The organism is Allobosea minatitlanensis (assembly GCF_964020775.1).
Genome location: NZ_OZ224509.1, coordinates 1800727 through 1824731 on the forward strand (window position 1 = coordinate 1800727; position 24005 = coordinate 1824731).

The following is a 24005-nucleotide window of genomic DNA, read 5'->3' on the forward strand; positions in this document are numbered from 1 at the left end:
CGATGCCTTTGCTGCCGGCCCTGCGGGCGCTGCCGCTCGCCTGCCTTCTCGCCCTGCCGCTGGGGGCCTGCGTCTCCGGCGGGGCCGACACCAGCGCCGGCCGCGCCGCGGCGCTGGCGACGACGATCTCGCGGGCGAGCGCCTGCAAGGCCGGTGCGCCGCAGCGCAGCACGCTCGACCGCTTCCTCGCCGGCGAGGCGGCCCGCGGGGCGTCGCCCGAGCAGCTCGCCGCCGCGCGCTCGGCCTATGTCTCGGTCTCCGAGGCCGAGATGGTCAATCACGCGGCCCGGCCTCGCCCCTGCGCGGCCGCGGAGCGGGCGGCGCTGAAGGAGCGGATGGGCCGGATCAGGGCCGGGCAGTTCGACCAGCCCTGACGCCGCCGCGCTCCGTTCCATGCTCCGCAAACCGCTTCTCGCAGCGCTGCTCCCGGCGGGCCTGGCGGCCTGCACCGCAGCCGGTCCCGTTCCCGGCACGGTCGAATACACCGCGGCGACGGTCTCGCGCGGCTATGATTGCGGGCTGCGGGTCGATCGCGGTGGCATCGTCGCGCGGCTGCGGCCGCAGGAGCGGGCCGCCTTCACCGCGGCCAATGCCCGCTATGCCGTGAAGTCCTACAACGCCCCCCATGCCTGCGGGACGGCGGAGCGCGAGCGCGTGCAGGGCGAGCTCGCCGCGCTGTCGCGCCGCTGAATTCGCTTGCTTCCCGCCGGTCCGCATGGCCAGAAGGCCGTCATGCCCGCCGCCGCGATCACCGCCATCGTCGTCAGCTATGACAGCGCCGAAGTCCTGCCGGCCTGCCTCGACGCCCTGGCGCGCGAGGGGGTGCCGGCCATCGTCGTCGACAATGCCAGCGCGGACGACAGCCGCGGCATCGCCGAGCGGCGCGGGGCGCGCCTCCTCGCCAATGCCCGCAACGAGGGTTATGGCCGTGCCAACAACCGCGGCGTCGCGGCCGCCGCCACGCCCTATGTGCTGATCGTCAATCCCGATCTGGAGCTGAAGCCGGGCGCCGCCGCCGCGCTGCTGGCGGCCGCGGAGCGCTATCCCGACGCCGGCATGCTGGCGCCGCGCATCGTCGAGCCCTCGGGGCGGGTCTTCCTGCAGCCGCGCTCGCTGCTCTCGCCGCCGCATCTCAACCGCAGCGGGGCGATGACGATCCCGGAGGGGGATGCCTGCCTGCCTTTTCTCTCGGGCGCCTGCCTGCTGGTCCGGCGCGCGCTTTTCCTCGCGCTCGGCGGCTTCGATCCAGCGATCTTCCTGTTCTACGAGGATGACGATCTCTGCCGCAGGATGCGCGACGCCGGCCACGCGCTGGTGCATGTCGACGGCGCCGAGGCGCGACACGGGCGGGGGCGGTCGAGCGCGCCGTCGCCGCGGCGGCGCTTCAAGGCGCGCTGGCACCTCGCCTGGTCGGAGCGCTATGTCGCGCAGAAATACGGCCTCCCGGGGCCGGCGGCGTTGCGGACGCTGGAGAACCTGGCCAAGGCGGCGGGCTACGGGCTCCTGCTCAACCGCGAAAAGATGTCCGCCCATGCCGGCTCGGCCGCCGGGGCGCGGGCCTGGGCCAGGGGCGAGACGGCGCTGGCGCATGAAGGGCTGGAGGCCTCGCCATGATCCGCGCCGCGCCCCGGATCGCGCAGGGCCTCGCCAATCCGCACAATAATTTCGGGCTGCTCCGGCTGGTGATGGCGCTGGCCGTGGTCGTCTCGCACGCCTTCAGCGTCACCGACGGTCGCGTCGAGCAGGAGCCCTGGTACCAGACTACCGGCTTCACGCTGGGCGAGCACGCGGTCAACGGCTTCTTCGCCATCTCCGGCTTCCTGGTGACGATGAGCTTCGTCCGGCGCGGCTGGCGCGACTATGTGACGGCGCGCCTGCTGCGGATCGCGCCCGGGCTGATCGCCGCGACGCTGGTGGTGGCGCTGCTGCTCGGCCCGGCGATGACCTCGCTCGATATCGGCAGCTATTTCCGGGACCCGCGGCTCTGGCGCTTCATCAACGGCACGCTGACCACCTTCAAGAGCGCGGCGGCGCTGCCCGGCGTCTTCGCGCACAACCCGCTGCAATTCCCGATGGGGACAGTCTGGACCCTGAAATACGAGGCGCTGTGCTATCTCGGCGTGCTGGTGGCGGGGCTGGCGGGCCTGCTGGCGCGGCCGCGCCTGATGCTGGCGGCCGCGGCGGCGCTGGCGCTGGCCGTGGTGGCGCGCGAGATCGCGACCCCGGACGGCCCCAAGGGCACCGAGACGATGCTGCGCCTGCCGCTGATCTTCCTCGCCGGGGGCGTGTGCTATCTCTATCGCGAGCGGGTGCCGCTCTCGCTGCCGCTGCTGGCGCTCGCCCTTCTCGCTCTGGTGCCGCTGGCCTTCACCCCGCTCTACAAGGCGGCGCTCTATCTCGTCACGGCCTGGGGCATCCTGGTGCTGGCGCTGGCGCCCGCCCTGACCCGGCGCACCGTCGAGCCGGCGGCCGACCTCTCCTACGGCGTCTATCTCTATGGCTGGCCCGCGCAGCAGGCGCTGCATGCGCTGTTTCCCGGACTGGGCGTGCTGGCGCTGCTGTGGCCGTCGTTGCTGGCGACACTCGCCGTCGCGGCGCTGTCGTGGTTCCTGGTCGAGAAGCCGGCGCTCGGCCTGAAGCGCCGGCTGGTCATCGGCTCCTGACGGCGGCGACGAAATCGTCGATGCGGCTGCTGAGCAGCAGCGGCAGCAGCGCCGCGATCCGCGCTTCCGGCAGGTCCCACCAGCGCGTCTCCAGCAGGGCCGCGACCCTGGCCTCGTCGAAGCGCGGGCGGGAGACGCGCGCCGGGTTGCCGGCGACGATCGCATAGGGCGGCACGTCGCGGCGGACCACGGCGCGGGCGGCGACGACGGCGCCGTGGCCGATCGTCACGCCCGAGAGAATCATGCATTGCGAGCCGAGCCAGACGTCGTGGCCGATGACCACGTCGCCGCGCGTCGCGTCGTGCCCGGTGAGGCCTTCGGCCGCCGGCCAGAGCCGGGGCAGGGCGGGGAAGGGATAGGTCGTCGCCCAGTCGAGGCGGTGGTTGCCGCCGAGCAGGATCTCGACCCCGTCGGCGATCGAGCCGTAGCGGCCGATGACGAGCTTCGCCCCGCTCTCGGGGAAGCGCACCTTCGGCCGGCCATAGGTATGGGCGCCGATCACGATCTGGCCCGGCCGCCTGGCGACGAGATGCGCCAGATGCAGCCGGGTCTGGTTGTCGCGGTTGAAGCGCTTGCGCAGCAGGCCGCGGGCGACGGGCGGCAGGCCCGCCCACCAGGCCTGCAGCCCGGTGGGGCGCCAGTCGCCGTCGCCGGGCGCGATCGCGCTCCCGATGTCCCCGGCTCGCCGCATGGCCGTCATCCGCGCCCGTCCCCGCCTCGTCCGATGCGTTCCGGCTTAGCGGGCATCCGCCTTGACGTCGATCTTGTCGAAGATCTCGGTCGGCTGGCTGATGGTCAGCACATCGGCGAGGCCGAGGCCCGCCGGCGATTTCGCCGCGGCGTCGACGGTGAGCGTGCCGGGCTTGGCGACGAAGCGCGAGGCGGCGGAGGAGAGCGTCTTGGCCGCATCCGACGGACCCAGCATGGCGGCGAGGCCGACGCTGGCGACCATGGCGAATTGCTGGCGCACCTCCTCGACCTTGCGCTTGGTCTTGCGCGCCTGGTTCTCGATCAGCTTCTCGACGAGGCCGAAATTCTGGAGCTTGACCTGGAGGTTGCGGGCGGTGGCGCCGAGCGCGGCGACCTGGGCGAGGGCGAGGTCGCTGGAGAACAGGTCCTGCGTGACGTTGCCGAGCGTGCCCTTGGCGTCGAGCTGGGCGAGGCCGGCGCTGCCGAAGGAGAAGCTGCGGATGGCGAGCTCGTTCTTGGCGGCCTCCCAGGCGAGGTCGAGCCTGGCCGAGAGGTCGAGCTTGTCGATGCCCATGGCCAGCATGTCCTTCAGCGCCGGGTTGTCGTCGCTGGCGATGACCGGGGTCACGAGCTTGTCGATGGTCAGGCCGAGGCTGGTCGGAATGCCGTTGAGCGGCTCGCCGGCCTTGAGCTCGAAGGTGCCGAGCGCGACCTTGACCGGCTCCGTTCCCGTCGTGCTCGCCGGCAGGTCGATGGAAAAGCCGGCGAAGCGCATCGTGCCGATCTTCGGGATCAGGCGGCGGTAGTCGAGCGCCTCGATCTCGCTGTCCGGCTTGGCCAGGAGGGTCCGCAATTCGCGGACGACATTGGCGAAGGAGAAGCCGGAATAGCTGATCGAGTCGATGCGCCCCTTGCCGGGGCCGCTGGTGAAGGCCATGCCCTCGACCGCGAAGCCAGACTTGTCCGGCGCGTTCTCGCCGAAGGCGATGCGGTCGATCGTCCAGTCGACGGGGTCCCTGGCCTTATCCTTGCCTTTGTCCTTGTTCTCGGCGTCGGCCGAGGCCGGCGGGCGGATCGTCGCCTTGAAGTCGCGGGCCTCGCCGCTGCCGTAATCGACCATGTCGAAGAGGGTGAGCATCGACAGCGCAAACTGCTTCTCGACGTCGCTCTTGTCGTTGCCGTCGTCGTCGGCCGCGGCCTTGTGGTCGGCCTTCTTCTCCAGCGCCTCGGAGTTCTTGCCGATCTTCTCGACGAGGTCGAGCAGCGGCTCCGGCCCGACCTTCATGGCGAAGCCGCGCGCCGTCGTCCTGCCGATCGACATGCTGCCCGCCTTGCCCATGTCGAGATCGTAGCCGTCCTGCTCGAAGCGGCCGATCACCGGAACATAGGCTTCGTCGACGCCGGGGGCGGCCTTCTCGGTGAGGACGCGCGCCGACTGCTTCAGGTCGAGCGCGTCGAAGGCGGTGCGCTTCAGCGTTCCCTTCATCGACCCGGCCGTGCCGCCCTGGATGGCGAGGCTGCCGCTCGCCGATTCGCCGTGCCCGATCTTGCCGTCGCCGATATCGGTGAGGCGGATGTCGCGATAGGTGGTGGTCTGCTTCTGCTCGCCGACCGACTGCTCCATGGTGAGCTCGGGGGCGCTGATCTCGGCCGCGGTCAGCTTCGCGATTCGGGCCGGGACCGATTCGTTGGCGCCCTTGGCGAACAGCGCGAGGAAGGCTTCCTTCTCGAGATTCGAGCCTTTGACGGAGACCTTGGGGATGCTGATGACGAGGCGGCCGAGATCGAGCCTGACGTCGTCGACCTGGAAATCCGCGGCCCAGGCCGGGGCGGCGAGCGCGATGAAAACAGCCGCGAGAGCCGTGCTCCCGCGTTGCGTTGGCCGGCGAAGGCGCGCAGCGGTCATGAAAATCTCCTGTTCAGTGCCGGGCGAAACTGCCGCAACCGGATGGCGAAAGGAAGCCATGGCTCGCCCGGGAGCGTCATAGGAGCGAATGATCGTGACGGAAATCTTGACCTGATGTGGCGGAAGGCTGCCTTCTGCCGAAGATTCGCCATGGCGGCCGCCTAGGCCGGGGCCGGGCGATGGCCGCCATGGAGTCGAGAAGCGATGAACCTCGTCCGAAACGCCCTTGCCGCCGTGGCGCTCCTCCTCGCCGCGCTCGTTCCCGCGGGCGCCTGGGCGCAGGCCCAGCCGGCGCCGGGCGAAGCCGCCGGGCTCGAGGCGCTGACGATCGTCAGCGGCGGCGCCCGCCACGCCTTCCATGTCGAGGTGATGCGCACTCCGGACCAACGCGCCAAGGGGCTGATGTACCGCAACTACCTGCCGCCGGATCGCGGCATGCTGTTCGACTTCGGCGCCAGCGAGCCGGTCGCGATGTGGATGCAGAACACCTATATCCCGCTCGACATGCTGTTCATCCGCGCCGACGGCACGATCGCGCGCATCGCGGAGAACACCGAGCCGCTCTCGACGCGGACGATTCCCTCGGGCGAGCCGGTGCTCTCGGTGCTGGAGATCAATGGCGGCGTCAGCCGGCAGCTCGGCATCAAGCCCGGCGACAAGGTCGAGCACAAGCTGTTCCGGCGCTGACGCGCCCGCCGGCGGGCGATCGTCGCGGGAGGGTGCCGGCCCGTGCAGGGCGCCGATCCCTTCGCGGGGCTGGTGCATCGGCGAACCATCTGCCAATGGAACGCTCCAAGCCGACGGACCCGGTCGTCCGGGGACATGTTGGCGGTTGCGGGGGCATTGGAGACGATCATGCGCGCAGGTTGGCTGGGGCTTCTGGGCCTGGTGGCTTCGACGGCCCCTCTCGCGGCGGACACGCTCTCGCGGGTGCGCGAGGCCGGGACGCTGCGGCTCGGCTTCCGGACGGACGCGCCGCCCTATTCCTATCGCTCCGCCGACGGCTCGCCTGCCGGCTACATGGTCGATCTCTGCCGCGAAGTCTCCGAGAACGTGAAGAAGTCCGTCGGCGATCCGAAGCTGAAGATCGATTTCGTCGAGGTCACGGCCGCGAACCGCCTGGAAGCTGTGCGCGACGGCACGGTCGACATCCTCTGCGACCCGACTTCGGTGACGCTCTCGCGGCGGGAGATCGTCGATTTTTCGCTGCCGACGATCATCGACGGCGCGAGCGTGCTCTACCGCGCCTCCGGTCCCAACCATCTCGCGGATTTCGACGGCAAGAGGATCGGCGTGCTCCAGGGCACCACCACCGAGCAGACGCTGAAGACGGCGCTGTGGCAGCTCGACATCAAGCCGCAGGTCGTGCCGATGAAGACGCATGAGGAAGGCATTCGGGCGCTCTCGGCCGGGACGCTGGACGCCTATTTCGGCGACCGCGGCATTCTCCTGCACTATCTCCGCCAGAGCCGGACATCGGCCGAGATCAGGATCGAGGACCAGTATTACACGTTCGAGACCTATGCTCTCGCGCTCCCGAAGGACGACGGCAGATTGCGCCTGCTGGTCGACGCGACCCTCGCGGATCTCTATCGGACCCGCTCCGTGCAGAGGATCTTCACCCGCAGCTTCGGCAATGCCGCGCCCGACGAATTCGTCCGGGCGCTGTTCGTCATCCACGGGGTGGCCAAATAGGGTGGACGGCGCCGCCCCGCCCCGGCCGAAAGGCCCGGGTTCAGAAGCTCAGATGCGCTGCCGGAGCCCGGGCAGATGGGCCTGGAATTCCCGCAGGATCGATCGGTAGACCGCGCGCTTGAAGGGGACGACAAGCTCCGCGAGGCTTTCGGGTGAGACCCATTTCCAGGCGGAGAATTCGGGATGCTCCGTTGCGATATCGATCTCCCCGTCCTTTCCGCGGAAGCGCATCAGGAACCATTTCTGGATCTGGCCGTGGCAGCGCGGCGATCGCAGGCGCGCGAGGATATCCGCCGGGATGTCGTAGGACAGCCAGGTCCGGGATTCGGCGATGATGTCGGCATTGTCGGTCCCGAGCTCTTCGCGCAGCTCGCGCCGGGCCGCCATTGCGGGAGTCTCGCCGCGGTCGATGCCGCCCTGGGGCATCTGCCAGGCCTCGGCCGCGATGTCGATGCGCTGCCCGACCCAGGCGCGCCCGTCCCGATCGACCAGCATGATGCCGACGCCGCGGCGCAGGCGGCCTCGCTCCTCGTCCCCGGCCGGCGCGATCGCCGGGGCACGGCCATGGAGAGGGCGGTTCGGCGCCGCCGCCGCAGCGATGGCCCGGAGCAGGTCGCTTTCGTTGACCCCGTCCGCCTTCATCATCAGGCGCACGATCGGATCCCCGATCAGGTCGCCGAAGCTGAGCTCGGATGGCGGCGGGGGCCGATCGCGCATGTTCTCCTCCGTCGGGCGCGGCCGCGCGGCGAGGGGCTCGGCCCGCGGCGGCCATCTCCCCGGGCTTTCACGATCGGGCATCGGCCGCCTCCGGCGTCTCGAAAATGCGCCGGAAGATATCGGTGCCGAAGCTCTTCGGCAGGGGAGGAGCCTCGATCAGCCGGAAGCTCCTCGCCCCGCTCTCGTCGCGCTCCGCCCGCAGGAACAGCGCCCGCTCGTCGTCGAGAAAGGAGCGGGCGAACGCGTACATATGCGAGACGAAGAAGACGGTGACGTCGTTCTCGAGCAGGGCCCGGACGATCTGGCGCGCGATCTCCGAGCCTTCGCGCTCATGCGTGGCGGCGAAGGATTCGTTGAACAGGACCAGGGCGCGCCGCCGCATGACGTCGGCAATTCCGCTCATGCGCACGAGTTCCTCGTCGAACTTGCCGCTGCGCATGCTGCGGTCCTCCTCGCGCTTGTAATGCGTGTGCAGCCCCGAGCGGAGCGAGGCGCCGAACGCGTCGGCGGTGACGAACATGCCGCATTGCTGCATGAGCTGGGCGAGGCCGACGCTGCGCAGGAAGGTCGATTTGCCGCCCCGGTTCGCGCCCGTGATGATGACGAGCGGCTTTCCGTCGGCGTCGATGTCGTTGCCGATCACCCGCTGCTCCATCGTCAGGGCCAGGCAGGTATCGCGCAGGTTGCGACAGCGGAACCGGTTCGGCTCGGCCTGCGGCTCGGGAAAGGTCACGGCTTCGCCGATCCGGTCGAGCTGCTCCTTGAGATTGACGCAGCCGAGATAGAAGGCGAGCTCGGAGCGCAGGGTCCTGAGGAAGCCCAGGACATGCTCCGCCGACTGGTAGATCGCATCCGATATCAGGACGAGGCCGCGGTTCTGCAGCTCGGCGAAGGCCTGCGCGCCGGCATCGTCCCGGGGGTGGAGTTGCAGCGTGTAGCTGCGGGCAGCGGGGCTGATCATCCGGTGCATCCAGCTCAGATCGCTCCGCTGCGGCTTGCGCAGCACCGTGCCCACCGCCTTGCCCCCGCCGCCGACCTGGGCGCTGAGCAGGAGGCCGACGCGGAAGCTGAGATTGGTCAGGTCGGTCCGGGCGGCGCCGAGCCAGTCGTCGTCGAGATTCTTCTCGAGCGTCGCGAAGAACTGCCTGAAGCCGCGCGACGCGAACCTGTCGGCATTGGCGGCGCAGGTCTTCCGCAGCCGTTCCAGCACGTCGAGGCAGCTCTGCAGCGTGCGCACGCCGCTGGCGACCTTCTGCCCGGCATCGCGATCGTAGAGGCTGAAGCTCCAGCTCCGCTCGCGCCCGAACGGTTCGATCGCGATGTCGTAGAACTTCCGCACGAGCGCCGGAACGGCGAGGCAGTCCTTGAGTACCTCCTGCCTGTAGCGGATCGTCTCGATGTCGTTGTCCCAGGCCTGGGCGCAGGCGGCGGCCATGGTGTCGTGGAAATATCGGTCGCCGCCGGCCGCGGCGTTCAGGAGGACTTCGAGCTCGATGTCCTGCGCGGAGGGGAGCGACTCCCTGGGAGAGGGCGAGCGCGGGTCGAAATCGCGGTCGGGATGCATCAGGAAGGTTTTCATGGCCGCACCCTGCTGCGCAGCTTCGCATAGGTGACGCCGTGCTTCTCGGCGAGCGAAAGCGCATAGGCGAGCCCGTCGGCCGGCTTGCGGACGATCCGGAAGGTGCGGCGCGCCGGCTCCTCGGGATCGACCGTACTGACCATGCTCACCGTCTTCTCGCTGATGGTCGAAAGCGGATCGAGGAAGGTCACGCAGACGCCGATGGCATCGATCGCGAGAATGCGCTCAAGCACCTGCGTGCTCAGGAAGATCTGGTCGTCGAGGCTGGTCGAATTGAAGATCTCGTTGAGGACGACGACGCTGTCGGCGGTCATGGCTCGGCAGCTCCGATGCAGGCGCACCAGCTCGTCCTCGAGCTTGCCGCGCAAATTGGCGATGTCCTCCTCGCGCTCGAAATGCGTGAAGATCCGGTCCGGCAGGAAAAGCCGCGCCGCCTTTCCGGGCACGGGGCAGCCGAGGCCGGCGAGGAAGTGCAGTTGCCCGAACATCCGTGCGAAGGTGGTCTTCCCGCCCTGGTTGGGGCCGGAGACCACGAGCAGGCGCTCGGGGCCGGAAAGCTGGAAGTCGTTGCCGACCACGGTGCCGTTCTCGGCCAGGATCCTGGTGGCCAGAGCAAGGTCGAAACTCTCCGCCACCGCGGTCGCCTTGGAGCTTGCGGATACGATGGGGCGGCAGAACGGCAATCCGGCCCGCCGCAGCGGGCGGATGAAGTCGAGATAGGCGATGTAGAAGCCGATCTCGCGGCCGAACCTGGCCACCACCTCGTCGATGAAGTTTCCCTGCCGCGAAACGTAGTCCTCGAGGCTGCCGAAGGCCTCGGGAAACAGCCGGCTCACGAACTCCAGGATCGCTTCCTCGATGTGGTTGAGGGAGAAGTCATCCTTCGGCTTGGCCGGACCCGGGGGGGCGATGCCGCTTTCGCGGAACCTGGCGAACCGGTCCAGGATGATCGTGGTGTAGTCGGGCTCGGAGGCGTATTTCCGCACCTTCACCCGGTCGCCGCTGAACAGCATGCCGAAGCTGACGCGCGACAGCGCCTCGCGCTGGGCAGCGGTCTCGCGCGCGAGCTCGAGGAATGACGGCGACCGGGCATAATCCGCCAGATAGGCATGCAGGCCCTTCAGCCCCTCGGATTCCAGCTCCAGCGCGGCGAGGTTGCGCAGGAATGCGGCGATGGCTTCGCAATAGAGGCCGGCGGCACGCAGGATGACCGTATTCCTGTGGCTCCCGGTCGAGATTTCGCCGGCATAGCGCAGATTGGCGTGCACGCCGCGCATCGCCTCGCCGAACTGCGGGAAAATCCCGAAGATCTCGGGCCGCTCCAGATCCGCGAACACCGCCTGGCGATAGCGGACGACCTCCTCGCTCCGGCAGGGGGAGTGGAAGATCGGGCGAAGAACATCCTCGTCCCGCCTGGCCACCGCCGCGCCCACGATCTGATCCAGGTTGAGGTCGACGAAGCAGTCCGGCTCCTCGCCGCGCTCGTCGCGCAGCGCTTCCAGCCCTGGCGGAAACAGGATCGTGGCGAAGGCGCCGGCGCCGGACCCGCCGGCCTCGGGATGCGGTCTCCTGTCGGCGAGGCGCACGAGGTTGCCGGGGATGAAGGTCTGGGCCTCAGACATGGCGGCACCTCGCGAAGCTGCGGGGCCGCCCGGTCGTCGTCGGCGCGAATCGAATGGCCAGACCGGCGCTGGCCCGGCCGGCGTTCTCTGCGACAGGAATCCGGTATCTGGAACGGAGGGAAATTGCGGTCATAAGGCTCATGACGGTCCTGCCTCGGCGCCAGCGGCGCACGGTTGAAGCGGCAGGAGTCATCAGCGAACAGGGCGTGAAGGGGACTCCATCCCTCATCCAAAATCTAGGAGAGGTAACCCCGAGGGTCAATGCCGGTTCCCGACGGCAATCCCGGGATGCCGCCTTCCCTGAACGTCTCACTTGTTTTGAAACGACTGTTTCATTATAGTGATGCCATGACATCTCTGACATGGCTTCTGCTGACCTACAAGGTGCCTCCGGAACCCTCCGCGAAGAGGCTCGCTCTGTGGCGCAAGCTCAAGGGCATGGGCGCGGTCTATCTGCAGAACGGCGTCTGCCTGCTGCCCAAGACCGATGACCATGTCCGGCGCCTGAAGATGCTGGCCAACGACGCGGTGGAGATGGGCGGGGACGCGGTCCTGCTGGAGACGGTCGCGCTGGACCGCTCGCAGGAGGAGAGGGTCGTCGCCCGTTTCAAGGCGGACCGCGACGAGCAGTATCTGGAATTCCTCGACAAATGCGCCGACTTCGAAGCCGAGATCGCCAAGGAGACCGCCGCCGAGCACTTCACCTATGCCGAGCTCGAGGAGAACGACGTCGACCTGAAGAAGCTCCAGGGCTGGCTCGAGAAGATCGGGAAGCTGGACTTCTACGGCGCCACCCAGGCCGATCAGGCCGCCGAACGCCTCAGGGGCTGCGAAACCCTCCTCGACGCTTACGCGCAGCGGGTCTTCGACGCCCATGACGAGAACAAGTGAGGGACCGGGCCGTCTGTCGACGATCCCGATCAGCATCAACCGGACGTGACCACGGACGACGCCTGCGCCCGAACGGGGAGGCCTTGCCATGCATGGAACCGAAGACGCTGCGCGAGACGGCCGCGCCGGGCCCGACCGTTCGAAAGGCTGGCTCAACCGCACCGTCCTCGGCGCGGGCATCACCAGTGCGCTGGGCGACTTCTGCTACGAAACCACCACCGTCATCCTGCCGGGCTTTCTGGCCGTCCTCGGCATCCCGGCGGCGGCGCTGGGCATCATCGAGGGCGTCGCCGATGCGGTGGCGAGCTTCACCAAGATGGTCTCGGGATATGTCGCCGACAGGTTCGGCCACCGCAAGCGTCTCGTCCTCCTCGGCTACGGGCTGACGCCGATCGGGCAGGCCCTGATCGCGCTCGCCGCCGGCTGGCCGCTGATCCTGCTCGGCCGCATCGTCTCCTGGTTCGGCAAGGGGCTGCGCGGCCCGCTGCGGGACGCCATCATGGTGCAGGCCGTCACGCCGGAGACCCGGGGGCGGGCCTTCGGCTTTCATCGGGCGGCCGATACGATCGGCGCGGTCCTCGGCCCGCTGCTCGGCGTCGCCCTGCTGGGCTGGGCGCAAGGCCTGGAATGGGCCGACCCGTCCGGGCCGTTCCGCCTGGTCTTCTGGTGGACGCTGATCCCGGGGCTGCTCTCCGTGCTCGCCTTCCTGACGCTGGTGCGGGACCCGGAGCGCTCGCCGAACCCCGCCTTGCGGTTCATCGCGACGCTGCGCTCGCTTCCGGCTCGCTTCCGGCGCTATCTCGGGGCGGTCGGGCTTTTTGGCCTCGGCGACTTCTCGCACAGCCTGCTGATCCTGGCGGCCACGCAATTGCTGACCCCGGATATGGGCGTCGTCCGCGCGGCCCAGATCGCCGGCCTGCTCTATGTCTGGCGCAACCTCGTGCAGATCGCGGCGTCCTATCCCATCGGCGCGGCGGCCGATCGCTACGGCCATCGCCGGATCCTGGTCGCCGGCTACGCGCTGGGGGCCATGACGGCGGTGCTGACGGCCCTGGCCTTCGCCTTCGATGCCGGACGGATCCTCGCGCTCGGCGCGATCTTCGGCGTCGCCGGCCTCTATGTCGCGGTGCAGGAGGCACTGGAGGCGACCGTGACCGCCGAAATGGTGAGCCAGGACAGCCTCGCCGTCAGCTATGGCGCGCTCGGGACGGTGAACGGCGTCGCCAAATTCGTCTCCAGCACCGCGGTGGGCCTCTTGTGGAGCGCCGTCTCGCCGGTGCTCGGCTTCGGCGCCGCCGCGGTGCTGATGGCGTTCGGCACGCGCGCGCTCCTGCGTTCGCGCTGAGCCGCGCCGCCGGGACCGGAACCGGCCTCTCGGCGACGGCCCGGTCCCGCTTCAGTGCATCAGGAAGACCGGAAGCCGGGTTCGGCGCAGCACCTCATGGGTGACGCCGCCGAAGACCCATTCGAAGATCTGGCCGAAGCGGAACGCGCCCATGACGATCGAGTCGGCGCCGAGGGCCTCGGCCTCGGAGAGGATGCGCAGCGCGATGTGCTGGCCGCGCTCCGCCCGGGCGCGCTTCACCTCGGCCGCTATGCCGTGCTCGCGAAGCATGGCGAGCACCTCCGTGCAATCCTGTCCCGCCGGGGTCTCGTCGATCGTCAGCACGGTGACGCGCTGGGCCGCCTGCAGCCAGGGCAGGGCCTTCAGCGCGGCCTTGCGGGCCTGGGTGCCCGGCTTCCAGGCGACGACCATATGCGCGCCGAGGGTGGCGGGCAGCGGGCCTTCGGTCGGGACCAACAGCACCAGCCGGCCGGAGCCGAAGATCGCGGCATGCAGCGCATCGCCGGAATCGAGATTGTGCGGTTGCGCGATCACGATCAGCGCGGCGTCCCTGGCTTCGGCGAGCAAAGAGGATTCGACCGCGCCGACATGCTCCAGCCAGCGGATTTCGGCGCCCGAGAACGAGGCCCAGGCCTCGAAGACCTGGCGCGCCTGGGCGAGCCGCTGCTCCGCCGTCCCTTCCTCGAGCGCGCGCATCTTCTGGATGTCGTACTCCTCGGCGGCGGTGATCAGCCTGGCGGGATCGGCGCAGATATGCAGCGCCGCCAGCGGCAGCGAGCGCGCGAGCCGGGCGGCGCGCTGCGCGACCGTCAGGCAGCGCCTGGCGGAGGAGGCCTCCTCGATCACCGCCATCACCTCGCAAGAGGCGGTTGCCGGGCGGGCCGGGGACGGGCTCCGCCCGTTCGAGGCCGGGGCCGTGAACGGCGAGGCGTAGAAGCTGAGCCCGGCCACCTCGCGCTCGATTTCCAGGAGCCGGTTGTACTTGGCCAGCCTTTCGCCGCGGCAGGGGGCGCCGGCCTTGATCTGCCCGGCATCCATCGCGACGGTGAAATCGGCGATGAAGGCGTCGTCGGTCTCTCCCGAGCGGTGCGAGATGATGTAGCGCCAGCCGGCCGCCCGGCAGGCTGAGATCGCCGCGATCGTCTCGGTCACGGTGCCGATCTGGTTGAGCTTGATCAGCACGGCGTTGGTGGTCTTCTCGGCGATGCCGCGCGCGATCAGGTCCGGGTTGGTGACGTAGATGTCGTCCCCGACGATCTGCACGGAGCCGCCGAGCCCGGCGGTCTGGGCCTGGAAGGCCGCCCAGTCGTGCTCGCCGAAGCCGTCCTCGATCGAGACGATCGGGAAACGCCTGACCCATTCGGCGTAGAGCGAGCCCAGCTCAGCGCCCGACATCGGCCCGGCGCCCGATTTCGACAGGTCGTAGACGCCGTCCTTGGCGAAGGAGGAGGCGGCCGGATCGAGCGCCAGCGCGATCTGCTCGTCCGGGATGAAGCCGGCCCGCTCGATCGCCTCGACGATCAGGGCGCAGGCGGCTTCGTTGCCGTCGAGGTCCGGCGCGAAGCCGCCCTCGTCGCCGATGCCCGTGCCCAGGCCCTTTTCGACCAGGAGCGCCCGCAGCGCGTGATAGGTCTCCGCGCCCCACCGCAGCGCCTCCCTGAAGGAGGGCGCGCCGTGCGGGACGATCATGAATTCCTGGAAGTCCAGCGAGTTTGCGGCATGCCGGCCGCCATTGACGACGTTCATCATCGGCACCGGCAGGCGGTAGGTCGCGCCCTCGGCGAGATAGGCGTAGAGCGGCTTGCCCGCCGCCCTGGCCGCCGCGCGGGCGACGGCCATCGAGGTTCCGACGATCGCGTTGGCGCCGAGCCTCGATTTGTCCGGCGTGCCGTCGGCGTCGATGAGCAGGCGATCGACCCTGGCCTGGTCGGCGGGGTCGACGTCGTCGAGAACCCGGGCGATCTCGGCGAGGTTGGCGATGGCCTTGAGAACGCCGCGGCCGCCATAGCGATGGGGGTCCCCGTCGCGCAGCTCGTGGGCCTCGCCCTCTCCGGTCGACGCGCCGGAGGGAACCGAAGCCTGCCCGATGGCCCCGCTCTCGAGCCGCACTTCGACCCGCATCGTCGGAAATCCGCGCGAGTCGAGGATCTCGTCCCCCAGAACCGCGACAATCCTGTCCATCGCCGAGCCCTCCCTTGTTTTCGTTCGACACCGCTGCCGGCGAATGACGAAGGCCGCTCGCAGCGCGCTGCGGACGGGCCTGCCGTGGCGTGGGAAAGCTGGAAGTCACGATCCCCTACCACGACCATTCGCGCGGTAGGAGTCATCAGCCTCGCGGCGGTTTCGGGGGACTCCATCCCCATCGCGGACAGACTAGTCGGCAGGGGGAACTCAGGCAACGCCAATCGTCGCCGCCTGCGGCTCGAATGGTCTCCGGCCGGACCGAACCGTCCTTGCGAGCGTAGCGGCGAAGGAGGATCCGGTCAGTCCGGAAGCCGGCCTAAGACGGTATCGTGCGCCGTCCGCGGCTGCGACGGACGGGTGGCAGGGCGCGGCCGCGTTCGACGATCCGCTCGGCCAGGCGCGAGAGATCGAGCGGCAGATAGGAGCGGGCAGGCAGGCCGGAGCGGGCATAGAGAGCGAGCGCCTCGAAAGGCGACACCGCCCGCGGCGGGCCGATCTCGACCATCCGCCCGGCCGCGTAGCGAATGTTGAGGTCGACGAAGACGCCTTCGAGGATCACGGGGCGCATCCGGGGCGCCGAGATGCGCGCAGCCGGATAGGCCCGCTTCGACCGGTCGAGATAGGCCTGACGGAAGATCGGGCGCAGCTCGCCGCGAAACCGGCGGATGCCCCGCGGCGACCGCATCGGGAAGGGTTCCGTAGACCCTCAGGAGGAGCGCCATGGCGAGCTCCATCAGGTCTCCGAAGTCGTAGGTGATGTGACGGTGGCCCTCGGACTGGCCCTTGCCCTTCTCGAACGGGATTCCGAGCTTGCGCAGCGATTTGACGTAATAGTTGAAGGTCGAGACGCTGACGTCCTGCCGCAGGCCGAGTTCGCTCATGAGCCGGATCGCCTGCCCATGCGTCAGGGCAAGCTTCGGAACCGCCTGTTCGTCCGGCCTGGCGCTCCGGTCGCGTTCCGTCATGGCGACATCCCACCCCCGATGCCGGGCAGCTTCAGCCCTGCCGCATCGGCAGGGCCGTGGTGCCGTGGCGCCGTGCCGGCCAGGAGACGATATGGCCGCCGGGGACGAGATCGTCGAGCAGGGCGATCGCCGCCTCCGCGACCTTGGGCTCGTCGAAGAACTCGACGACGAGCGGCAGGTCGACGCTCAGCCTGAGGATATCGTCGGCACGGACCTCGCCGCTGGCGCCGAAGCCGGCGATGCCGCGGAAGACGGTGACGCCCTGCACGGCATGGCGCTCCTGCAGGAGCGTCAGGATCTCCTGCATCAGCGCCTTGCGCTTTCCGTGGTCGGTCTCGCTGAGATAGATGCGGACCATCAGGATATCGTTGGTCATGGCGTCCTCCCGTTACAGGTTCCTGGCGATGTAGGCTCCCCCGAATGCGGCGGCGAAGCCGAGGCCGACCGAGAGCACGAGGTAGAGCGCGGCCTTGAGAACCTCGCCGCCTTCCGCGAGCAGCAGCGTCTCCATCTCGAAGGTCGAGAAGGTCGAATAACCGCCGAGGAAGCCGGTCAGGATGCCGGTCCTGAGCGTTGGCGAGATCGTCAGCCGCTCCAGCGTCTCGACGAAGAGAAAGCCCATGATGAAGCAGGCCATGACGTTGATGCTGAGCGTGGCATAGGGGAAATCGCGCCCGTAGACGGCCTGCACGAGGTTCGTCTGGGCGAAGCGGGCCCAGCAGCCGAGAACGCCGAAAAGCGCGATGGCGAGATAGGTCCACATCGGTCCGGCTCACCTCCTTGCGTGGATCAGGCCAGCGTCAGCCCCAGCACGAGCACCAGCAGCAGCCCGATCAGGCCGAGATAGAAGTTGAGCTGCCCGGATTGCAGCGGCCGGAGCCGGGTCGCTATGCCCCGGACCAGCCTGACCGCCGGCTGGAACAGCAGCGGGCCGAAGATCGGCGCGACGTCATGCTCGAAGCTCAGCTTCCGGACGAAATAGCCGCCGACATCGGCATCGCGCTCGGTATCGGCCGTGGGGCGATAGACGAAGCTGTAGAAGGTCCGCATCGCGTTCGAGAAGGTCAGTGTCGTCGTCGAGGCGCGGGCAGGATCGGGCGAGAGGCCGCCATACCAGACCGGGGCGCGCCGGATCGCCCGCCGCTTGCTGCCGAGAACGAGGAGGATGGGGATGAGCGCGAGCAGGGGCATGACGAGGATCAGCAGGCTCGGCGAGATGAAGGCGAATGTCGCGGTGAGCGGAACCAGCAGCGCGCCGTCATGCATCCGCGCCGCCACCGCGGCGCCGACCAGGCTGGAGCTGGCCTGGAGGATGACATGCACCTCCCGGTGCACTTCGAGCCGGCGGATGATGCGCAGGATCAGATAGGGCAGCAGCAGCCCGCGGAAGGCGGCGGTGAGGATCGCGACGATATAGAGTTCGGCATAGCCACCGTAATAGCCGACGGCGCCGGAGAGGATGGCGATCAGCCAGGATTGCGCGGCGAAGACGAAGAGATAATGCCGCAGCCAGCGCGAGCCCAGCATGACGAAGGAGAGAAGCAGGCTGCCGATCGCCAGGAGGCTGAAGAGCGCGGCGGGGAGGGGGGCGAGATGGGCGGCGAGCATGGCGTCAGCCCAGTTGCGTGCCGACGATCGCCAGGATCGCGAGCAGGAAGGAAGCGGCCAGGGGCTCCTGGTAGCGGTAGAAGCGCAGCCGCGACTGGACCGTCTCGACCGCGACGACGACGCAGGCCACGACGAGGAATTTCAGCGCCAGCGCCCCGAGCGAGCCGAGAATGCCGAGCGCGGCGCCTTGCCGGGACAGCCCCCAGGGAAAGAGCAGGACGTTGCAGAAGATGGTGTAGAGGATGAACTCCTTCATCATCGAGGCCCAGCGCAGGATCGCCAGTATCGGGCCGGAATATTCGAGGATGCGCCCCTCCTCGATCATGTAGATTTCGATATGCGTGCTCGAATGGATCGGCAGCCGGTCGGTCTCGACCAGCAGCAGCACGAAGAAGGCCGCGACCAGGAAGAGATGCGTCGGCCCCCAGTAGATCGAGGGCTCGGCGACGAGCAGATGGTTGACGACGAAGGGCAGCATCGCCTTCGCCAGCAGCGTGATGCCGACGAAGACGAGGATCAGCGTCGGCTCGGCCAGGATCGCGACCATGACAGCGCGGCTCGAGCCGATGCCGCCATAGGCGCTGCGGGTGTCGAGCCCCGCCAGCGTGATCATGAAGGAGCCCAGCGTCAGCACAAGGCCGCCGCCGAGGATGTCGCCCATATCCGACAGCGGCAGCGGATAGTCGGTCAGCACCGGGATCAGGATCGGAACGGTCAGCGTCGTGGTGAAGGCGACGATCGGCGCCGCCCAGTAGAGCCAGGAGGCGGTTTCCGGCACGACGATCTGCTTGTGGAACAGCTTCCAGAGATCGCGATAGGGCTGGAAGAGGCCCAGCCCCTGGCTGCGCTGCACGCGCTCCTCGAACTGGAGGATGACGCCTTGCAGCAAGGGCGCCAGCAGCAGGACGCTGAGCACCTGCGCGAGCTGGAGGGCGATGTCGCGGCCGGTCAGGGCCGGCCTCCCGCAGCAAGGCGCCTCTGCGGCGGCTTCGATCGAATTTGCGAGGGAAAGTACCGCAGGTCCAAGTCGCATAACTCCCGTCTGCCAGTCCGGCTCGACAGGAGTTATCAGCCCCGAGGGCGGTTAAACGGCGAACTCCATCGCCGTTTATGACGCTGATCCTCGCCCCTCCGTTTGTCAAGGCGGGAGCCGGGAAGGGCCAGGCCGGCGGTCTGCGAGCTGCTTTCGACGCCGGAGGCGGGCGTCGATGGCTGCCTTCCGTCGGAACCTTCGGCTTCGCTTCCGGCTTGCGAGGGGTATGCTGCAGTGAGCCTGGGATCGGCAGCGTTCGCCCGCATCTGGCCGGGGGAGGTCGTATGAACATCCGGCAGGCCCCTGGCGCTCTGCCGCAGCCGCTTGTCGCGAGGCTTCAGGTAGATGCGCATCCTAGCGGGATCGGCGGGGTCGGCGATATCCGGAAACGGCTGTCCTTGCTGCCGGGGCGATCCGGCGCGAGCCGGGCGGCGCCGTCCTCATGGAGCCAGGAAGCGCGGATCCATCTGTTCGTGGCCGATCATCACGCCGAGCTTCAGCAGGGCATCGCGATGGATGTCGACCTGGAGAATCCCGAAAACGAGCAAAAGGGCGACCACGGCATAGACCAGATGCGGATCCGCCGGCGTGGCCGCCGCCCGGCGTTGCATTCGGTTGCGATTCAAGCTGTGCATCGGCAGTTCTCCCGCATCCAGAGCCTTCGCTCGCCGCAGGTCATGCCGTCGGAGTCGAAACCGAACGAACTCCTACGAGCGCAACCCGTGCGCTTGTAGGAGTCATCAGCTGGTAAAGGCAGTTATGGGGGACTCCATCCCCTGCCCGGGAGTGTAGCGCTTTCCGGCGGCGGTTGATAGGGCTGACGCCGTCCTTCCGTTCCGGGCGACGATTCGCGCGAATGCGCCCGGCCGCGCATGCCGGGGCGAGCCGGGTTCCTCGGGCCGCTCCTGACGCCGGCGGGCGCAGCGAAGGCAGGGTGCGAAGCTCCTGCGGCGTCGGGCGGTTTGCCGGAACTTCCTGTTCCCAAACCGCCCGGCCGATGCTATCTCGTTGCGCGTCGCAGCAGGAGACGTTTCGCTGCCGCGATGGTTTCGCGAGTGTTTCGATGCACTTGCGGACTGGCGGGGTATAGCGCAGCCCGGTAGCGCATCTGCTTTGGGAGCAGAGGGTCCCAGGTTCGAATCCTGGTGCCCCGACCACCTGGAAACGTCAGCCGCGGCCCGGCGTCGGGCCGCACGAGAGTTGGTGACGGCAGAGCGCTTCCATGACCGCACGCATCTATCGCCCCGCCCGCACGGCCATGCAGTCCGGCACGGCCAAGACCGAGCGCTGGCTGCTCGAATACGAGCCGGAGGCGCCGCGCCAGATCGAGCCGCTGATGGGCTGGACCTCGTCCTCCGACATGAAGAGCCAGCTCAAGCTCTGGTTCGACAGCGAGGCCGAGGCGGTGGCCTATGCGACGCGCAACGGCATTCCCTACCGCGTCGAGCAGCCGAACGACCCCAAGCGCCGCTCGATCTCCTATTCGGACAATTTCAAGTTCTCGCGCGTCGGCCAGTGGACCCATTGACGCCGGCAGGTGCGGCCTGAAGCCGCCGTTCCCGGGCCCGTAGCTCAGTTGGATAGAGCAACGGACTTCTAATCCGTAGGTCGCAGGTTCGAATCCTGCCGGGCTCGCCACCATCCTCCTCCATGCCTCAGCGTCCCATCGGCGCAGGCGCCAGATCGCGCGGCCGGCTTGGCGGCAGAGGCGTGGTCGCCCCTCCGGGAGGGGCGGGCGCCTCGATGCTGCCTCGAAGGGTCGGCTTCGGCTCGGCCGCGCTTCGGCGCGCATAGTGCCAGGCGCCGATCGCCGTCGCCGCCACGAGCAGGACCGCGACGGCCATGCGCGGCCGGCTCGGCCGGTCCGGCGGCTTGCGCTCGACCGCCGGCGCGGCCGCGAGGAAGGCCGGGGCCATCGGCGCAGGCGGGGCTTCCTCTGCGCGCTTTTGGCGCTGCCGGCCCAGGGGATCGTCTCCCGGATAGGCCGGCGGACGTAAGGGGGACCAATCCATTGCGGGCCGGGACAGGAGATCTCTGCCCCGCCAGGCTAGAACAGAATTCTCCCGGCGCAACGCCCCTGGCACCGAACCCCCTGCGGTGGCGGGACCGCCCTGCGGCGCGGCCGCCTTGATCGTGCCCGAAAGGCGCTTCATCGGGAGCGGCTCTTCGGCTAGACCGGCTCTCTCGGCAAGCGCGGCCCGGCGTCGCGAGGATGGATGATGTTTTCGCTCACGCCCGCGATCGACCGGCTCAGCGCCTTCGTCTCGGCCAGCCATGGGCGCGCCTGCGCCTTCCTGCTGCTGCTCTCGCTCTGCGCCTTCCTGCCGGGCTTCGCCACGCTCCAGCCGGTCGACCGCGACGAGCCGCGCTTCGCCCAGGCCAGCAAGCAGATGCTGGAGACCGGCGATTTCGTCGATATCCGCTTCCAGGACGAGGCGCGCCACAAGAAGCCGGTCGGCATCTACTGGCTCCAGGCCGCCGCGGTGCAGGCCGGCGCGGCGCTCGGCGTGCCGGAGGCGCGCACGCAGATCTGGCTCTACCGCATCCCTTCGCTGGTCGGCGCGACCGCGACCGTGCTCCTGACCTATTGGGCGCTGCTCGCCTTCCTCTCGCCGCCGCTGGCCTTGCTCGGCGGCGCCCTGATGGCGGCGGCGGTGCTGCTCGGGGTCGAGGCGCGGATCGCCAAGACCGACGCCGTGCTCGCCGCCTGCGCGGTCGCCAGCATGGGCGCGCTCGCCCGGACCTGGCTCGACTGGACGCGCTCGCTCGCCTTCGTGCCGAGCCGGCGCAACTGGCTGGTGTTCTGGGGCGCCACCGCCATCGGCCTGCTGATCAAGGGGCCGATCGTGCCGATGGTCTGGGGCCTCGCCGTGCTGGTGCTGAGCGCGAGCCAGCGCTCCTTCCGCTGGCTCAAGCCGCTGCGCTTCGGGCCGGGGCTGTTGATCTGCCTGATCGTGGCGCTGCCCTGGTTCGTCGCGATCATGCTCAAGACCGGCGGCAGCTTCTTCGCCGAGAGCGTCGGGCAGGACATGCTCGGCAAGGTCACTGAGGGGCAGGAGAAGCATTGGGGGCCGCCGGGGCTCTACCTGCTGTTCTTCTTCGCGACCTACTGGCCGGCGGCGGCCTTCGCCGCCATGGCGGTGCCCTTCGCCTGGGTCCGGCGCCGGGAGCCGCAGATCCTGTTCCTGATCGCCTGGATCCTGCCGTCCTGGGTCGTCTTCGAGGCGGTGCCGACCAAGCTGCCGCATTACGTGCTGCCGCTCTATCCGGCGATCACGGCGCTGCTGCTGCTCGCCGTCGTCAATGGCGGCATCGACCGCTACCGGCGCGGGGCGGTGGCGACGGCGTCGCTCGTCGTCGCCGTGCCGCTGGCGCTGATGGCGGTGGTGGTCCTCGGCAACTGGACGCTGGACGGCGCGGTGCCGTGGCTCGCCCTGCCGTTCTTCGCGCTGGTGCTGGCCATCGGCGTCGGCATCGTCGCCGCGTTCCGGCGCCAGGAATTCGAGGGCGCGCTCTGGCGCTGCGTGCTGGCCAGCCTGCTCCTGACCGTTGCGATATACCCCTTCGCCGTCGAGAGCCTGCGCTCGCTCAAGCTCTCGCCGCGGCTCGCGGAGGCGGCCAGGGCGGTGGCTTGCGCCGATCCGGCCGTGATCACGCTGGGCTATCGCGAGCCGAGCCTGGTCTTCCTGACCGGCACCGACCTCGCCATGGCGGCGAGCGGCGCGCAGGCGGCGAACTTCCTGAGCCAGCCCGGCTGCCGCGTCGCCTTCGTCGAGAGCCGCTATGCCGGGGAATTCGAGGCGGCGGTCGCGGCCCTGCCGCAGAAGCCGCGCCTGCTGACCACGATCCGCGGCTTCAACCTGAATGGCGGGCGCAGGCTGGCGCTGGCGGTCTATGCCGGGGCGCCGGGCTGAGGCCGGCTGCCGGAGCGCTTCGACATGGGCCGCAAAAGTGGTTCACATTTTTCGGTCCGATGCTTTAGAGCAGTGCCAGCCGTTTTCCGGATGAAGCCGTTTTGACCGAGATTCCTTCCCCCAGCCCTTGCTCAGCGTCGTCGTGCCGGTGCGCAACGAGCAGGGCAATATCGCGCCGCTGGTCGGCGACATCGAGAAGGCCTGCACCGCGATCGGCCCCTTCGAGGTGGTCTATGTCAATGACGGCTCGACGGACGGGACGGCGGCGGCGCTGGCGGCGCTGGCGGCGGCGAAGCCCTGGCTGCGCGTCGTCACCCATGCCGAGTCCTGCGGCCAGAGCGCGGCGGTGCGCAGCGGCGTGCGCCATGCCCGCGCCGCCATCGTCGCGACGCTCGACGGCGACGGCCAGAACGATCCCGCCTTCCTGCCGGCGATGGTCGAGGCGCTCCAGGCCGCCGGGCTCGAGACCGGGCTGGTGCAGGGCCAGCGCGTCGGCCGCAAGGATACCGGCTTCAAGAAGCTGCAGTCGCGCATCGCCAACAAGGTGCGCGTCGGGGTGCTGAAGGACGGCACCCGCGACACCGGCTGCGGCCTGAAATGCTTCCGGCGCGAGGCCTATCTGGCGCTGCCCTATTTTGACGCGCTGCACCGCTTCATGCCGGCGCTGATGGTGCGCGAGGGCTACAGGGTGGCGCATCTCGACGTGCGCGACCGGCCGCGGCTCACCGGCGTCTCGAATTACGGTTTCTTCGACCGGCTCTGGGTCGGCATCCTCGATCTCGCCGGGGTGTGGTGGCTGATCCGCCGGCGCCGGCGCGTGCCGCAGATCGTCGCGGAGGCGCCGTGATGCTGATCGATCTCCAGCACACCATCGGCAATTATTTCCACGACGTCTTCGTCAACAACATCGACTGGTGGGTGCTGCTCGGCGTCGTCGCCCAGGGCCTCTTCACCATGCGCTTCGTCGTGCAGTGGTGGGCGAGCGAGAAGGCCCAGCGCTCCGTGGTGCCGATGACCTTCTGGTGGTTCTCGATCGGCGGCGGGGCGCTGCTGCTGCTCTACGCGCTCTACCGGCGCGACCCGGTCTTCATCCTCGGCCAGGGTTTCGGCGTCTTCGTCTATGTCCGCAACCTGCAATTCGTGCTGCGGGCCAAGGCGCGGGGCGAGGACACGAATTCCGGGCCGGGCTGAAC

24 protein-coding genes, 2 tRNA genes, 1 pseudogene and 3 riboswitches are annotated in these 24005 nt (G+C 69.1%); of the genes and pseudogenes, 15 read left to right on the top strand and 12 right to left on the bottom strand.

The features are described from left to right. Positions 1-2: 2 nt before the first annotated feature. From ACWH43_RS08815 to ACWH43_RS08830, 4 genes are read left to right on the top strand one after another with little or no spacing between them, the layout of a single operon-like run. Positions 3-374, top strand: coding sequence for a hypothetical protein (locus ACWH43_RS08815; RefSeq protein ID WP_158446583.1), 372 nt, complete (start codon positions 3-5; stop codon positions 372-374). Between the two features lie 19 nt (positions 375-393). Next, positions 394-690, top strand: coding sequence for a hypothetical protein (locus tag ACWH43_RS08820; RefSeq protein WP_158446582.1), 297 nt, complete (start codon positions 394-396; stop codon positions 688-690). Positions 691-732: 42 nt separating this feature from the next. After that, complete coding sequence (locus ACWH43_RS08825) at positions 733-1614, top strand: glycosyltransferase family 2 protein (RefSeq protein ID WP_158446581.1); 882 nt, start codon at positions 733-735, stop codon at positions 1612-1614. After that, a complete protein-coding gene (locus ACWH43_RS08830; RefSeq protein WP_158446580.1) occupies positions 1611-2663 on the top strand; it encodes an acyltransferase family protein in 1053 nt (350 codons plus the stop codon). Before ACWH43_RS08825 ends, ACWH43_RS08830 begins: the two co-directional genes overlap by 4 nt. Here ACWH43_RS08830 and ACWH43_RS08835 read toward each other — a convergent pair. Together ACWH43_RS08835 and ACWH43_RS08840 are read right to left on the bottom strand one after the other, a co-directional pair. Further along, on the bottom strand, positions 2650-3354 hold the full coding sequence (locus ACWH43_RS08835; protein WP_158446579.1) for a CatB-related O-acetyltransferase: 705 nt from the start codon (positions 3352-3354) through the stop codon (positions 2650-2652). The genes ACWH43_RS08830 and ACWH43_RS08835 overlap by 14 nt on opposite strands. A gap of 45 nt (positions 3355-3399) precedes the next feature. Continuing rightward, positions 3400-5259: a hypothetical protein gene (locus tag ACWH43_RS08840; RefSeq protein ID WP_158446578.1), complete on the bottom strand. Its 1860-nt coding sequence runs from the start codon at positions 5257-5259 to the stop codon at positions 3400-3402. A 204-nt stretch (positions 5260-5463) separates the two neighbouring features. Here ACWH43_RS08840 and ACWH43_RS08845 point away from each other — a divergent pair, with 204 nt between their 5' ends. Together ACWH43_RS08845 and ACWH43_RS08850 are read left to right on the top strand one after the other, a co-directional pair. After that, positions 5464-5946, top strand: a complete 483-nt coding sequence (locus tag ACWH43_RS08845; RefSeq protein ID WP_158446577.1) for a DUF192 domain-containing protein — start codon at positions 5464-5466, stop codon at positions 5944-5946. 168 nt (positions 5947-6114) lie between these two features. Next, the gene (locus tag ACWH43_RS08850; protein WP_260347768.1) at positions 6115-6954 is read left to right on the top strand and encodes an amino acid ABC transporter substrate-binding protein; all 840 of its coding nucleotides are present in this window, start codon (positions 6115-6117) and stop codon (positions 6952-6954) included. A 48-nt stretch (positions 6955-7002) separates the two neighbouring features. Here ACWH43_RS08850 and ACWH43_RS08855 read toward each other — a convergent pair whose 3' ends face one another. From ACWH43_RS08855 to ACWH43_RS08865, 3 genes are all read right to left on the bottom strand, one after another. Then, positions 7003-7671 carry an RNA pyrophosphohydrolase gene (locus ACWH43_RS08855; RefSeq protein ID WP_311734768.1) on the bottom strand — a complete coding sequence of 223 codons (669 nt, stop codon included), beginning with the start codon at positions 7669-7671 and terminating at the stop codon, positions 7003-7005. A 67-nt stretch (positions 7672-7738) separates the two neighbouring features. After that, positions 7739-9250, bottom strand: a complete 1512-nt coding sequence (locus ACWH43_RS08860; protein ID WP_158446575.1) for a MutS-related protein — start codon at positions 9248-9250, stop codon at positions 7739-7741. Beyond that, a complete protein-coding gene (locus tag ACWH43_RS08865) occupies positions 9247-10872 on the bottom strand; it encodes a MutS-related protein (protein WP_158446574.1) in 1626 nt (541 codons plus the stop codon). The genes ACWH43_RS08860 and ACWH43_RS08865 overlap by 4 nt, the downstream gene beginning before the upstream one ends. A gap of 348 nt (positions 10873-11220) precedes the next feature. Between ACWH43_RS08865 and ACWH43_RS08870 the strand changes: the two genes are divergently transcribed. Together ACWH43_RS08870 and ACWH43_RS08875 are read left to right on the top strand one after the other, a co-directional pair. Next, complete coding sequence (locus tag ACWH43_RS08870) at positions 11221-11763, top strand: Chromate resistance protein ChrB (RefSeq protein ID WP_158446573.1); 543 nt, start codon at positions 11221-11223, stop codon at positions 11761-11763. 88 nt (positions 11764-11851) lie between these two features. Next, positions 11852-13108, top strand: coding sequence for an MFS transporter (locus tag ACWH43_RS08875; RefSeq protein WP_158446572.1), 1257 nt, complete (start codon positions 11852-11854; stop codon positions 13106-13108). 51 nt (positions 13109-13159) lie between these two features. Here ACWH43_RS08875 and ACWH43_RS08880 read toward each other — a convergent pair whose 3' ends face one another. From ACWH43_RS08880 to ACWH43_RS08910, 7 genes and pseudogenes are all read right to left on the bottom strand, one after another. After that, a complete protein-coding gene (locus ACWH43_RS08880) occupies positions 13160-13960 on the bottom strand; it encodes a universal stress protein (protein WP_311734773.1) in 801 nt (266 codons plus the stop codon). A 75-nt stretch (positions 13961-14035) separates the two neighbouring features. Beyond that, positions 14036-15289: pseudogene (eno, locus tag ACWH43_RS08885) on the bottom strand (phosphopyruvate hydratase); the annotation flags it as partial. Between the two features lie 129 nt (positions 15290-15418). Continuing rightward, positions 15419-15478, bottom strand: a riboswitch (Fluoride riboswitch). Positions 15479-15608: 130 nt separating this feature from the next. Beyond that, entirely contained in the window at positions 15609-15977 is a 369-nt protein-coding gene (locus ACWH43_RS08890; protein WP_158446953.1) for a hypothetical protein, read from the bottom strand. 311 nt (positions 15978-16288) lie between these two features. Then, positions 16289-16633: a DUF190 domain-containing protein gene (locus ACWH43_RS08895; RefSeq protein WP_158446952.1), complete on the bottom strand. Its 345-nt coding sequence runs from the start codon at positions 16631-16633 to the stop codon at positions 16289-16291. A 12-nt stretch (positions 16634-16645) separates the two neighbouring features. Then, complete coding sequence (locus tag ACWH43_RS08900; protein WP_158446951.1) at positions 16646-17020, bottom strand: fluoride efflux transporter FluC; 375 nt, start codon at positions 17018-17020, stop codon at positions 16646-16648. Positions 17021-17046: 26 nt separating this feature from the next. Continuing rightward, positions 17047-17865: a hypothetical protein gene (locus ACWH43_RS08905; protein ID WP_158446950.1), complete on the bottom strand. Its 819-nt coding sequence runs from the start codon at positions 17863-17865 to the stop codon at positions 17047-17049. A 4-nt stretch (positions 17866-17869) separates the two neighbouring features. Beyond that, a complete protein-coding gene (locus tag ACWH43_RS08910) occupies positions 17870-18898 on the bottom strand; it encodes a respiratory chain complex I subunit 1 family protein (protein WP_158448345.1) in 1029 nt (342 codons plus the stop codon). Between the two features lie 19 nt (positions 18899-18917). Beyond that, positions 18918-18980, bottom strand: a riboswitch (Fluoride riboswitch). Positions 18981-19182: 202 nt separating this feature from the next. Here ACWH43_RS08910 and ACWH43_RS08915 point away from each other — a divergent pair. The 7 genes from ACWH43_RS08915 (at position 19183) to ACWH43_RS08945 (ending at position 24003) form a co-directional block, all read left to right on the top strand. After that, positions 19183-19632, top strand: a complete 450-nt coding sequence (locus ACWH43_RS08915; RefSeq protein WP_158444049.1) for a hypothetical protein — start codon at positions 19183-19185, stop codon at positions 19630-19632. Then, a riboswitch (Fluoride riboswitch) is annotated at positions 19623-19684 on the bottom strand. (Overlaps the previous gene by 10 nt.) Before the next feature lie 294 nt (positions 19685-19978). Then, positions 19979-20055: transfer RNA gene (locus ACWH43_RS08920), tRNA-Pro, on the top strand. A 65-nt stretch (positions 20056-20120) separates the two neighbouring features. After that, a complete protein-coding gene (locus ACWH43_RS08925; RefSeq protein ID WP_158444050.1) occupies positions 20121-20426 on the top strand; it encodes an ETC complex I subunit in 306 nt (101 codons plus the stop codon). Between the two features lie 33 nt (positions 20427-20459). Next, a tRNA-Arg gene (locus tag ACWH43_RS08930) sits at positions 20460-20536 on the top strand. Between the two features lie 581 nt (positions 20537-21117). Next, positions 21118-22812, top strand: coding sequence for an ArnT family glycosyltransferase (locus tag ACWH43_RS08935; RefSeq protein ID WP_260347769.1), 1695 nt, complete (start codon positions 21118-21120; stop codon positions 22810-22812). Between the two features lie 127 nt (positions 22813-22939). Then, the gene (locus ACWH43_RS08940; RefSeq protein ID WP_448153440.1) at positions 22940-23659 is read left to right on the top strand and encodes a glycosyltransferase family 2 protein; all 720 of its coding nucleotides are present in this window, start codon (positions 22940-22942) and stop codon (positions 23657-23659) included. Then, on the top strand, positions 23659-24003 hold the full coding sequence (locus ACWH43_RS08945) for a lipid-A-disaccharide synthase N-terminal domain-containing protein (RefSeq protein ID WP_158444052.1): 345 nt from the start codon (positions 23659-23661) through the stop codon (positions 24001-24003). The genes ACWH43_RS08940 and ACWH43_RS08945 overlap by 1 nt, the downstream gene beginning before the upstream one ends. Positions 24004-24005 lie beyond the last annotated feature (2 nt).

Excerpts from the sequence above, each read along its gene's own strand:
- ACWH43_RS08815 (WP_158446583.1), top strand. The coding sequence starts at position 3 with ATGCCTTTGCTGCCGGCCCTGCGGGCGCTGCCGCTCGCCTGCCTTCTC.
- ACWH43_RS08820 (WP_158446582.1), top strand. The coding sequence starts at position 394 with ATGCTCCGCAAACCGCTTCTCGCAGCGCTGCTCCCGGCGGGCCTGGCG.
- ACWH43_RS08825 (WP_158446581.1), top strand. The coding sequence starts at position 733 with ATGCCCGCCGCCGCGATCACCGCCATCGTCGTCAGCTATGACAGCGCC.
- ACWH43_RS08830 (WP_158446580.1), top strand. The coding sequence starts at position 1,611 with ATGATCCGCGCCGCGCCCCGGATCGCGCAGGGCCTCGCCAATCCGCAC.
- ACWH43_RS08835 (WP_158446579.1), bottom strand. The coding sequence starts at position 3,354 with ATGCGGCGAGCCGGGGACATCGGGAGCGCGATCGCGCCCGGCGACGGC.
- ACWH43_RS08840 (WP_158446578.1), bottom strand. The coding sequence starts at position 5,259 with ATGACCGCTGCGCGCCTTCGCCGGCCAACGCAACGCGGGAGCACGGCT.
- ACWH43_RS08845 (WP_158446577.1), top strand. The coding sequence starts at position 5,464 with ATGAACCTCGTCCGAAACGCCCTTGCCGCCGTGGCGCTCCTCCTCGCC.
- ACWH43_RS08850 (WP_260347768.1), top strand. The coding sequence starts at position 6,115 with ATGCGCGCAGGTTGGCTGGGGCTTCTGGGCCTGGTGGCTTCGACGGCC.
- ACWH43_RS08855 (WP_311734768.1), bottom strand. The coding sequence starts at position 7,671 with ATGCGCGATCGGCCCCCGCCGCCATCCGAGCTCAGCTTCGGCGACCTG.
- ACWH43_RS08860 (WP_158446575.1), bottom strand. The coding sequence starts at position 9,250 with ATGAAAACCTTCCTGATGCATCCCGACCGCGATTTCGACCCGCGCTCG.
- ACWH43_RS08865 (WP_158446574.1), bottom strand. The coding sequence starts at position 10,872 with ATGTCTGAGGCCCAGACCTTCATCCCCGGCAACCTCGTGCGCCTCGCC.
- ACWH43_RS08870 (WP_158446573.1), top strand. The coding sequence starts at position 11,221 with ATGACATCTCTGACATGGCTTCTGCTGACCTACAAGGTGCCTCCGGAA.
- ACWH43_RS08875 (WP_158446572.1), top strand. The coding sequence starts at position 11,852 with ATGCATGGAACCGAAGACGCTGCGCGAGACGGCCGCGCCGGGCCCGAC.
- ACWH43_RS08880 (WP_311734773.1), bottom strand. The coding sequence starts at position 13,960 with ATGGCGGTGATCGAGGAGGCCTCCTCCGCCAGGCGCTGCCTGACGGTC.
- ACWH43_RS08890 (WP_158446953.1), bottom strand. The coding sequence starts at position 15,977 with ATGCGGTCGCCGCGGGGCATCCGCCGGTTTCGCGGCGAGCTGCGCCCG.
- ACWH43_RS08895 (WP_158446952.1), bottom strand. The coding sequence starts at position 16,633 with ATGACCAACGATATCCTGATGGTCCGCATCTATCTCAGCGAGACCGAC.
- ACWH43_RS08900 (WP_158446951.1), bottom strand. The coding sequence starts at position 17,020 with ATGTGGACCTATCTCGCCATCGCGCTTTTCGGCGTTCTCGGCTGCTGG.
- ACWH43_RS08905 (WP_158446950.1), bottom strand. The coding sequence starts at position 17,865 with ATGCTCGCCGCCCATCTCGCCCCCCTCCCCGCCGCGCTCTTCAGCCTC.
- ACWH43_RS08910 (WP_158448345.1), bottom strand. The coding sequence starts at position 18,898 with ATGCGACTTGGACCTGCGGTACTTTCCCTCGCAAATTCGATCGAAGCC.
- ACWH43_RS08915 (WP_158444049.1), top strand. The coding sequence starts at position 19,183 with ATGAACATCCGGCAGGCCCCTGGCGCTCTGCCGCAGCCGCTTGTCGCG.
- ACWH43_RS08925 (WP_158444050.1), top strand. The coding sequence starts at position 20,121 with ATGACCGCACGCATCTATCGCCCCGCCCGCACGGCCATGCAGTCCGGC.
- ACWH43_RS08935 (WP_260347769.1), top strand. The coding sequence starts at position 21,118 with ATGTTTTCGCTCACGCCCGCGATCGACCGGCTCAGCGCCTTCGTCTCG.
- ACWH43_RS08945 (WP_158444052.1), top strand. The coding sequence starts at position 23,659 with ATGCTGATCGATCTCCAGCACACCATCGGCAATTATTTCCACGACGTC.